This is a genomic window from Maritimimonas sp. 2210JD6-3 (assembly GCF_056591795.1).
The window spans coordinates 58,202-68,386 of the sequence record NZ_JBWQOJ010000016.1 but is presented as its reverse complement, the minus strand read 5'-3'; the positions used below and the strand labels follow the sequence as shown (position 1 = coordinate 68,386).

Sequence of the window (10,185 nt, the reverse complement as noted above, 5' to 3'; positions counted from 1 at the left end):
TATAATATAAGTGTATTACACTTATATTCTATATAGGTAGTATATTTAATTTTGATACCAATCTCTTAGGCGTACATCAATACTTTTGTTCTTAGTAGTTACCAATTCTTTAAACTTTTTGGTATCACTCATCTCTGGTTTACCTCTATAGTGATATGGATATACTATTTTAGGTTTAAATTCTAATACAGCGTTTGCGGCTTGGTTAACATCCATGGTATAAGGTAAGTTCATGCATACAAATGCCACATCTATGCCACGCAAACTACGCATTTCTTTTATATCTTCTGTATCTCCACTAATATAAATACCTTTTCCGCCTAGGTTTAAAAAATAACCATTACCACGACCACGAGGGTGACGAGAAGTACTATCTTCAGGTAAATTATACATAGGTAAAGCATTAATAAAGATATCATTTTCCGCATGAATGGCTCCGTTTTTCATAATAACCAATTGTTTTTCATAATCAGCTTTTAGTTTTTTAGCTACCGCTGGAGGCACCAAAAACTTTGCTTTCTTGGTGTCAAGACCTTTAAGCGTTTCTAAATTCATATGATCTCCATGTATATCGGTAATTAAAATCATATCAGGTGCTGCTAAACCTTTAAAGCGTTCAGCTCCACCATACGGATCTACATAAATCATTTTACCTTTCCATTGTAATACGAGTGTACCGTGAAGAATGGGCTGTATTATGATGTCACCATCATCAGATTTAATTACATCTGCTTCAGGTCTTTGGGCGTTTATATGTGTACTAATACTTATAAGCAATAAAATCAGGTAAAAGAGGAATTTTTGTATCATAATTAAAATATTTTTTGAGCTTCTTCTCTTATAAATGCCAGACCTGCTATACTTGGTGCTGGCTTATCTAATAATTCTGTTAAAATATGCTGTTGTAATGCAGCAGCATCGGGTACACTTATATTAGCGGCTGCAGTACGTATTAATTGCATGGTGGTATTTTTAGCAGTAATAATAGCATTCCAACAATCACTGGTTATATATACTTGTTGCGCTAAATTATGTTCAAACTCAGACTCAATGGCACTCACTAATTTTTGTTGATACGCTATTTTATCGGTACTATTAGGTTTTATTCTTACCAATAGTTTAGTAGGCGAAATACGTTCTAAAAATAAGGTCATACGTTCATAGGCTTGTAAACGTGTAGGCAATGCCACCTTTTGCTTAGCTTTCATTAGTTCGTAACCTCTGCGGCTATGTTCATTCTTTGTGTGTTGTTTAAAAAAGAAATACGCAACAGTACCCGTAACAATTGCAGGAATCGTATAAGCTAATAGTTCAATAAATTTTGTAGTCTCCATTAAGAATTTTAAAAAGTTAGGTCATCAAATTTAACGAAACTAAATGAAACTTATTTTTTATGATTTTTTAAAAAATCTAAATAAAAATTTTACTTATACTATATCTAAATTTATTTATTGAAAACTCATCTAATTTGTCAATAACTTTTGTTGCAGTACATAACACACAATTGTACTTTAGCAATTATATTTTCTTACAGTGTCTCAATATCTCGATAATTTAAATGAAGCTCAAAAACAGGCGGTCTTGCATAAAGATGGTCCAATGATTATTATTGCTGGGGCAGGTTCGGGTAAAACACGTGTTTTGACGTATCGTATTGCACATTTAATGAACCAAAATATCGATGCTTTTAGTATTCTAGCATTAACTTTTACGAATAAAGCAGCACGAGAAATGAAGAATCGTATTGCACAAATTGTGGGTCAAAGTGAAGCTAAAAATCTCTGGATGGGTACTTTTCATTCTGTATTCGCCCGTATTCTACGCTCTGAGGCAGATAAATTAGGATATCCATCAAATTTTACGATTTACGATACACAAGATTCTGTTCGATTACTAACATCAATTATAAAAGAATTACAACTCGATAAAGATAAGTATAAACCAAAACAAGTATTAGGACGCATTTCACAATTCAAGAATAGCCTGATTACAGTCAAAGCCTATTTTAATTCTCCTGAATTACAGGAAGCTGATTTAATGGCAAATAGACCAAAAATAGGAGATATCTATCATCAATATGTAGAGCGTTGTTTTAAAGCAGGTGCGATGGATTTTGATGATCTTTTATTGAGAACCAATGAATTATTGACACGTTTTCCTGATGTCTTAGCGAAATACCAAAATAGATTTAAATATATTTTAGTAGATGAGTATCAAGATACTAACCATTCACAATATTTAATCGTAAGAGCCTTGGCTGATCGTTTTCAAAATATCTGTGTTGTAGGAGATGACTCACAAAGCATCTATGCATTTCGTGGAGCAAACATTCAAAATATCTTAAACTTTCAAAAAGATTATGAAGATGTTAAAATATTTAAACTAGAACAAAATTACCGCTCTACAAGTAATATTGTTGAAGCTGCTAATAGTGTTATAGAAAAGAATAAAACCAAACTAGACAAAGAAATTTGGACTTCTAATGAAAAAGGAGAGCAAGTAAAAATTATGCGAACCGTTTCTGATGGCGAAGAAGGTCGTTTTGTGGCAGATACTATTTTTGATATCAAAATAAATAATCAGCTAAAAAATAATGATTTTGCTGTTTTGTACCGAACCAATGCACAATCGCGTGCTATTGAAGATGCGCTACGAAAGAAAGACATAGCCTATAGAATTTATGGAGGACTTTCTTTTTATCAGCGCAAAGAGATTAAAGATATTTTGTCGTATTTACGCCTCTTAGTAAACCCAAATGATGAAGAAGCTTTAAAGCGTGTTATCAATTATCCGGCAAGGGGTATTGGTCAGACTACGGTAGATAAATTAACCGTAGCTGCAAATCACTATAAACGATCTATTTTTGAAATCTTAGAGAATCTAGATAAGATTGATTTAAAGATCAATTCAGGAACAAAAAACAAGCTGAATGATTTTATGACGATGATTAAAAGCTTTCAAATAGAAATGCACTCTAAGAATGCTTTTGAAGTTGCTGATCATGTCATTAAAAAAACACGTATTGTAAAAGATTTAGAAAAAGAGGGTACGCCAGAAGCAGTTAGTAGAGTTGAGAATGTACAAGAACTATTAAATGGTATTAAAGATTTTATAGTTGAACAACATGAGAAAAATGAAGATGCATCATTATCCTTTTTCTTAGAAGATGTAGCGCTTGCCACCGATTTTGACAATGATAAAAAGCATAATGAAAATGCAGTGTCGCTAATGACCATACATTTAGCAAAAGGGCTTGAGTTTCAATATGTTTTTATAGTTGGCTTAGAAGAGAACTTATTTCCCTCAGCAATGAGTATGAATACACGAAGTGAGTTAGAAGAAGAACGACGCTTATTTTATGTTGCATTAACCCGAGCAGAAAAACAAGCATATTTATGCTATGCGCAAACGAGGTATCGATGGGGTAAACTTATTGATTGCGAACCGAGTAGGTTTATTGAAGAAATAGACGATAAATTTGTAGAATATTTGAAACCTAAATTACCAAAATCGATTAACCGATTTGTCGATGAAGGTATCTTTGGAAGTGTACCGCAAGATAGGATACGTTTTAAAAAACCAATTCAGCGAACAATTAATAAAACGAAAACGCCAAAAACGATTCCTAAGAAAGTAGTATTGAATGTTCCCAAAAATCTAAAAAAAGTAACTACATCAAGTGATAACACAAATTTATTTGATAGTGAAATAGCTGTTGGTAATATTGTAGAGCATGCAAAATTTGGTAAAGGTAAAGTACTTAGTTTAGAAGGAAGAGGTTCTAATAAGAAGGCAGAAATTAAATTTGAGAACGCTGGTAATAAGAAGTTGCTACTGCAGTTTGCCAAGCTTAAAATCTTAACTTAACCGAGCATATTTATAGAAATAATTGTTTATTTGTCAAAAGAAATAAAAAAATAAAAATGGAGTTTGATTTAGAGTATAATTCAGAGAGAGAACATTTAATTATCCCAGAATACGGTCGTCATATTCAAAAACTTGTAAATCATTGTGTGAAGCTTGAAACTAAAGAGGAGCGTAATAAAATGGCAAATGCTATTATTGATGTGATGGGAAATCTACAGCCGCATTTACGTGATGTACCAGATTTCAAGCATAAGTTATGGGATCAGTTGTTTATTATGTCTGATTTTAACTTGAAAGCAGATTCACCATATCCGCAGCCTTCAAAAGAAGAATTAACGGCCAAGCCTGATGCCTTAGGGTATCCTAAATCGGCCTCTAAATATAAATTCTACGGTAATAATATTCAAACAATGATTGATGTAGCGCTTACCTGGGATGATGGTGAGATGAAAGAAGCCTTAGTTTTTACTATAGCGAATCACATGAAAAAATGCTATTTAAATTGGAATAAAGACACCGTTGAGGATGAAGTGATTTTTGATCATTTAGCGGAGCTTTCAGACGGTAAATTACAATTGACAGGTGATGCAGAAACTTTGTCTGAAAGTAAGACCTTACTACGCGGTAAATCAAAAAATTCAAACAATAACAATAGCAATAACAAGAAGAATCAAAAAAATAGAAATAGAAAAAGACGCTAAAAATCAACTAACGCATGGGAACATTTAAAATTGAAGGAGGACATCAATTAAAAGGAGAAATTACACCACAAGGAGCCAAAAATGAAGCTTTACAAATTTTATGTGCTGTATTATTAACCCCAGAAGAAGTAAAAATTGATAATATACCAGATATTGTAGATGTAAATAAGCTCATAAACTTGCTTGGAAACTTAGGCGTAAAAATTCAGAAAAACGGACATGGTTCTTACACATTTAAAGCTGATGATGTAAATATTAAGTACCTAGAATCAGCAGAATTTAAAAAAGAGGGAGCTGGTTTGAGAGGATCGATTATGATTGTGGGTCCGTTACTGGCACGTTTTGGTAAAGGATACATACCTAAACCAGGAGGAGATAAGATTGGAAGAAGAAGACTAGACACTCATTTTGAAGGTTTTATAAATCTTGGAGCTAAATTTCGATACAACAAAGAAGATCATTTTTATGGGGTAGAGGCCGATAGGCTTAAAGGTGCTTATATGCTGCTAGATGAAGCTTCGGTTACAGGTACCGCAAACATAGTAATGGCGGCCGTATTGGCAGAAGGAAAAACGAGTATCTATAATGCGGCTTGTGAGCCTTACTTGCAGCAGTTGTGTAAGATGCTAAATAGAATGGGTGCGAAAATAACTGGCGTAGGTTCTAATCTCTTAGAAATTGAAGGTGTAGAGTCCTTAGGCGGCACTTCACATAGAATGTTGCCTGATATGATTGAGATCGGAAGTTGGATGGGCTTAGCTGCCATGACCAAAAGTGAACTAACGATTAAAAATGTAAGTTGGGATGATTTGGGGCAAATACCTAATGTTTTTAGAAAATTAGGAATTACCGTAGAACGTAAAGGTGATGATATTCATATTCCAGCACATAAGGATGGTTATGAAATTCAAAATTACATTGATGGCTCAATCTTAACCATTTCAGATGCGCCATGGCCAGGATTTACTCCTGATTTATTGAGTATTATTTTAGTGGTAGCTACACAGGCTAGAGGTAGTGTTTTAATTCATCAAAAAATGTTTGAAAGCCGCTTATTCTTTGTTGATAAACTCATAGATATGGGAGCGAAAATAATTCTATGTGATCCACACAGAGCCACCGTTATTGGGCATGATTTCGAATCACAATTAAAAGCTACAACCATGACTTCACCAGATATTCGAGCAGGTATCTCTCTACTAATTGCCGCTTTATCTGCAAAAGGAACTTCAACGATTCATAATATCAATCAGATAGATCGCGGTTATGAAAATATTGACGGTCGTCTTAAAGCCATAGGAGCCAAAATTACTCGAGTAGATTAGTTTTAATATACTTTTCATTGTAAAAACCAATGTCATTTTGACATAATGTCAATATTGGCAGTACTTTTGCACATCTATATCTGATTGAACAATCAACTAAAATTATGAGTAAAAAAGAAGACATAAAGAACGAAGATAAAGTAGTAGAAGAAACTAACGAAACAGTGCAAGAAGAAGCTCAAAATATTCAAGAAGCTACTGAAGAACCAACTTCTGAGGAATTATTAGCACAAGAAAAAGATAAATATTTACGCTTATTTGCAGAATTCGAAAACTATAAAAAGAGAACTACTAAAGAAAGAATAGAATTATTTAAAACAGCAAGTCAAGACGTAATGACAGCTTTACTGCCAGTTTTAGATGATTTTGAGCGTGCTTTAACACACATAGAAGAAGATAAAGAAGCCGAAGAATTACGAAAAGGAGTATTGTTAATCTACCAAAAAATGGTAACTACTTTAGAACAAAAAGGTTTAAAGAAAGTAACTACCAAAAACGGGGATACTTTTGACGCAGAAATTCATGAAGCAGTAACACAGATTCCTGCACCTTCAAAAAAGATGAAAGGTAAAATTGTAGATGTAATTGAACAAGGATACATGTTAGGTGAAAAGATTATTCGTTTTCCTAAAGTTGTAATTGGGCAATAAGATATAGAGATGGCAAAACAAGATTATTACGAAATATTAGGCATAAGTAAAAGCGCATCGGCGACAGAAATTAAAAAAGCATATCGAAAAATGGCTATTAAATATCATCCTGATAAAAACCCAGGAGATAAAGAAGCCGAAGAAATGTTTAAAAAAGCTGCTGAAGCTTATGAAGTGCTAAGTGACTCAGATAAAAAAGCACGTTACGATCAATTCGGTCATGCAGCTTTTGAAAATAGTGGAGCTGGAGGCTTTGGCGGAGGTATGAATATGGAAGATATCTTTAGTCAATTTGGTGATATTTTCGGTGGAGCCTTTGGTGGAGCTTTTAGCGGTTTTGGTGGAAGTGGAGGAGGTAATGCCCGAGTAAAAGGCAGTAACCTTCGTATTCGTGTGAAACTTTCTTTAGAAGAAATTTTAAATGGTGTAGAGAAAAAAGTAAAAGTAAAACGTAAAGTTCAGGCGACTGGGGTTACCTATAAAAGATGTAGTACTTGTAATGGTCAAGGGCAAGTAATGAAAGTTATGAATACGATGTTAGGTAGAATGCAAACGGCTACAACCTGCCCAACTTGTCAAGGTGCGGGAGAGTCACTAGATAAGAAACCTGCAGGGGCAGATGCTAATGGTCTCATCGTAAAAGAAGAAAATGTTTCTATAAAAATTCCACCTGGTGTTACCGATGGAGTACAATTAAAAGTAGCAGGCAAGGGTAATGAAGCACCTGGTAATAATGGCATATCAGGTGATTTACTTGTGGTAATTCAAGAAGAAGAGCACAAAAGTCTTAAACGTGAAGGAAACAATCTGCATTATGATATGTATGTTAGTTTTTCTGAAGCAGTATTAGGCGGAAATAAAGAAATTGATACGCTAACAGGTAAGGTTCGTGTTAAGATTGATAACGGTGTACAATCTGGTAAAATTTTACGCTTACGCGGAAAAGGATTACCTAGTTTAGATGGTTATGGTAAAGGAGATTTATTGGTACATGTAAACGTATGGACACCAAGAGAGTTGACGAAAGAACAACGTCAATTCTTTGAAAACATGAAAGATGACACCAATTTTAAACCAGAACCAACAACTTCTGAAAAGTCATTTTTCGAAAAAGTGAAAGACATGTTTTCTTAAAAGAAGCGTTAATTTTTTAAAAATAAATACATTTTTTTATTGAATTTGTTTTTTAGTATATAAAAATTTATATATTTGCAAGGTTGAACATTATGTGTTCGACACTTTTTCTTTTTCATAGCAATTTTCCCACTCTAAAAGAGTGGGTTTTTTTATACCTTTTTTTACAAAAAAATATTTTTTATATATACGATACAATATAAATATCTACTTTACGTTGTATAGTTGTATTACTGGTTTAATAGTACAGTAATATTTCTTTTTCATAGCAATTTTCCCACTCCTTTTTTAGTGAGTGGGATTTTTTTTAGATCATTTTTACAGTTACATTTGCAACGAAGTAGGCTACCTTATCGCTATAAAATTATTTGTTATAGAGGAAAGTCTGGACACCACAGAGTATCATAACGGATAACATCCGTCCAGCGTAAGTTGAGGACCAGTGCAACAGAAAGCAAGTACAGTTAGGCTGTAGTGAAATCAGGTAAACTCTATGAGGTGCAATGCTACGTATATTGAAGCTCGAGAACTACTCGTTCGATTTCAAGGGGTAAGCAGCTAGAATCATATAGTAATGTATGATCGAGATAAATGATAAGGACTTCTATATAGAAGAACAGAATCCAGCTTATGGCCTACTTTTTTTGTAAGTTTTGATTTTTTTGCCCGACAAAATTAAGAAAATATCTTTTTATGAATAATTTATGGTATTTCGAAGATATTAATCTGTTCAAAATTCTTTGCCCTCATAAATATCCTGCGTATAAAGAATCACATCAATTATCTAACTACAAGAAGAGTGACTATATCTATTTTGAAGAAGATGAGGCTAATAAGATTTATTTAATAGATAAGGGTAAAGTTAAAATCGGTTATTATACTGAAGAAGGAGATGAGGTTATAAAAGCGATACTTACAAAAGGTGAAATTTTTGGAGAAAAAGCAATTTTAGGCATAGATAAGCGTAATGAATTCGCACAATCTATTGATAATGCTACATCTATTTGCTTAGTTACCAAAGATAATTTGTACTCGATAATGCGTGATAATATTTCCGTAAGTTTCAAGATTTATAAATTTATAGGATTGCGAATTAAAAAGCTAGAACGAAGATTACAATTACTTTTGTTTAAAGATACAAAAACACGTCTTTTAGAATTTTTACATGAAATGTGTGAAGATTACGGCTATAATTGTGAAGAAACTGGCGATATGGTTATTCATAACCCTTACACGCAAAAAGATATTGCTACTTTAATCGGTACTTCTCGCCCTACATTAAATACTTTGTTAAATGAACTTAAAGAAGAAAATATAATTGAGTTTAACAGAAAAGAGATAAGAATTTTAAAAAAAGTTGCTTAATGTTAGCTAGCTAACATTTTAAATTATTGACTGGTTGTAAATTTGTTTTTTAATAACTAAAAATAGTTTACACTTATAAAGAACAAAGTTTCTATAGATTCTAAAATTATTTTTAGAAAAGTATTTTAAAAACAAAAATAAATTATGGTGAAAAAAATTTTAAGATTGACCTTTGTTGCTATGTTATTAGTAACACTGTCATGTTCGAATGATGATGACGGATCATCAGCAACAGCCAACCTAACGCTGAATATTAATGGTTTAGAAGATTTAGGTGCTACACATGTTTATGAAGGGTGGATTATAGTTAACAATGCTCCAATAAGCACAGGAACTTTTACTAGTACTGCCACAAGTCAAACATTTGCTGTTAACTCTAGAGATCTAGCTGCGGCAACAAGGTTTGTTTTAACAATTGAACCTGCTGGAGAAACTGGTCAAGCAGCAGCAACACCTGCAGATACAAAATTATTAGTTGGTGATTTTAACGGATCTAAAGCTGATGTATCTATAGGTACTGTTGCAGATTTTAATTCGATAAACCCAGCTGGTAAATTCTTTTTGAGAGCACCAACAGACGAGCCAGCAGGAACAGCAAATAATGGAAACGACGAAAGTGGTATATGGTTTGGCTTACCAGGAATGCCGCCAGCACCAGCTTTGACATTACCAACATTAGAAGCTGGTTGGAAATATGAAGGTTGGGTAGTTGTTGATGGAGTAGGACCTTTATCTACAGGAACATTTACAGCGTTTAATGTACCTGATGATAATGCAGGAGCTGCAACTTCGTTTAGTGGTACAGAAAATACAGGACCACCAATTCCAGGAGAAGACTTTTTCAACAATGCACCTTCAGGTTTTACTTTTCCTTTAGACATAAGAGGTAGAACGATAGTGATATCAGTTGAACCTTCTCCAGATAATTCACCAGCACCATTTTTATTAAAACCTTTAACCGGTACAGCTGGTAATGATACAGCTCCAGCAACATATGATTTAACGTTTAGCAATGCATCATTCCCAACAGGAAGTGTTTCTAGATAATTTTAAATTTAAATAATAGATAAAAATGTGATATCAATCGATATCACATTTTTAGTTTAAATTTGTAACATATCTCCAAAATAAAGCTACTGTATA

General features: G+C 33.3%; 9 protein-coding genes and 1 other RNA gene. 8 read left to right on the top strand and 2 right to left on the bottom strand.

Annotated elements, in window-relative coordinates; all coding sequences use genetic code 11:
* Positions 1–45: 45 nt before the first annotated feature.
* Both AC1EUY_RS08780 and AC1EUY_RS08775 read right to left on the bottom strand, forming a co-directional pair.
* A complete protein-coding gene (locus AC1EUY_RS08780; RefSeq protein ID WP_480195146.1) occupies positions 46–810 on the bottom strand; it encodes an MBL fold metallo-hydrolase in 765 nt (254 codons plus the stop codon).
* A 2-nt stretch (positions 811–812) separates the two neighbouring features.
* A complete protein-coding gene (locus AC1EUY_RS08775) occupies positions 813–1,334 on the bottom strand; it encodes a DUF7935 family protein (RefSeq protein WP_480195145.1) in 522 nt (173 codons plus the stop codon).
* A gap of 199 nt (positions 1,335–1,533) precedes the next feature.
* Between AC1EUY_RS08775 and AC1EUY_RS08770 the strand changes: the two genes are divergently transcribed.
* The 8 genes from AC1EUY_RS08770 (at position 1,534) to AC1EUY_RS08735 (ending at position 10,089) form a co-directional block, all read left to right on the top strand.
* A complete protein-coding gene (locus AC1EUY_RS08770) occupies positions 1,534–3,867 on the top strand; it encodes an ATP-dependent helicase (protein WP_480195144.1) in 2,334 nt (777 codons plus the stop codon).
* A gap of 56 nt (positions 3,868–3,923) precedes the next feature.
* Positions 3,924–4,568, top strand: coding sequence for a DUF4290 domain-containing protein (locus AC1EUY_RS08765; protein WP_480195143.1), 645 nt, complete (start codon positions 3,924–3,926; stop codon positions 4,566–4,568).
* A 14-nt stretch (positions 4,569–4,582) separates the two neighbouring features.
* Positions 4,583–5,893 carry a UDP-N-acetylglucosamine 1-carboxyvinyltransferase gene (gene murA / locus AC1EUY_RS08760; protein ID WP_480195142.1) on the top strand — a complete coding sequence of 437 codons (1,311 nt, stop codon included), beginning with the start codon at positions 4,583–4,585 and terminating at the stop codon, positions 5,891–5,893.
* A 104-nt stretch (positions 5,894–5,997) separates the two neighbouring features.
* Positions 5,998–6,543 carry a nucleotide exchange factor GrpE gene (locus AC1EUY_RS08755; protein ID WP_480195141.1) on the top strand — a complete coding sequence of 182 codons (546 nt, stop codon included), beginning with the start codon at positions 5,998–6,000 and terminating at the stop codon, positions 6,541–6,543.
* Positions 6,544–6,552: 9 nt separating this feature from the next.
* Positions 6,553–7,677, top strand: a complete 1,125-nt coding sequence (gene dnaJ, locus AC1EUY_RS08750) for a molecular chaperone DnaJ (RefSeq protein WP_480195140.1) — start codon at positions 6,553–6,555, stop codon at positions 7,675–7,677.
* Between the two features lie 337 nt (positions 7,678–8,014).
* An RNA gene (rnpB, locus tag AC1EUY_RS08745) (RNase P RNA component class A) lies at positions 8,015–8,323 on the top strand.
* A 47-nt stretch (positions 8,324–8,370) separates the two neighbouring features.
* The gene (locus AC1EUY_RS08740) at positions 8,371–9,042 is read left to right on the top strand and encodes a Crp/Fnr family transcriptional regulator (protein WP_480195139.1); all 672 of its coding nucleotides are present in this window, start codon (positions 8,371–8,373) and stop codon (positions 9,040–9,042) included.
* A gap of 144 nt (positions 9,043–9,186) precedes the next feature.
* Positions 9,187–10,089: an anti-sigma factor domain-containing protein gene (locus tag AC1EUY_RS08735; RefSeq protein WP_480195138.1), complete on the top strand. Its 903-nt coding sequence runs from the start codon at positions 9,187–9,189 to the stop codon at positions 10,087–10,089.
* Positions 10,090–10,185 lie beyond the last annotated feature (96 nt).

Excerpts from the sequence above, each read along its gene's own strand:
- AC1EUY_RS08780 (WP_480195146.1), bottom strand. The coding sequence starts at position 810 with ATGATACAAAAATTCCTCTTTTACCTGATTTTATTGCTTATAAGTATT.
- AC1EUY_RS08775 (WP_480195145.1), bottom strand. The coding sequence starts at position 1,334 with ATGGAGACTACAAAATTTATTGAACTATTAGCTTATACGATTCCTGCA.
- AC1EUY_RS08765 (WP_480195143.1), top strand. The coding sequence starts at position 3,924 with ATGGAGTTTGATTTAGAGTATAATTCAGAGAGAGAACATTTAATTATC.
- murA (WP_480195142.1), top strand. The coding sequence starts at position 4,583 with ATGGGAACATTTAAAATTGAAGGAGGACATCAATTAAAAGGAGAAATT.
- AC1EUY_RS08755 (WP_480195141.1), top strand. The coding sequence starts at position 5,998 with ATGAGTAAAAAAGAAGACATAAAGAACGAAGATAAAGTAGTAGAAGAA.
- dnaJ (WP_480195140.1), top strand. The coding sequence starts at position 6,553 with ATGGCAAAACAAGATTATTACGAAATATTAGGCATAAGTAAAAGCGCA.
- AC1EUY_RS08740 (WP_480195139.1), top strand. The coding sequence starts at position 8,371 with ATGAATAATTTATGGTATTTCGAAGATATTAATCTGTTCAAAATTCTT.
- AC1EUY_RS08735 (WP_480195138.1), top strand. The coding sequence starts at position 9,187 with ATGGTGAAAAAAATTTTAAGATTGACCTTTGTTGCTATGTTATTAGTA.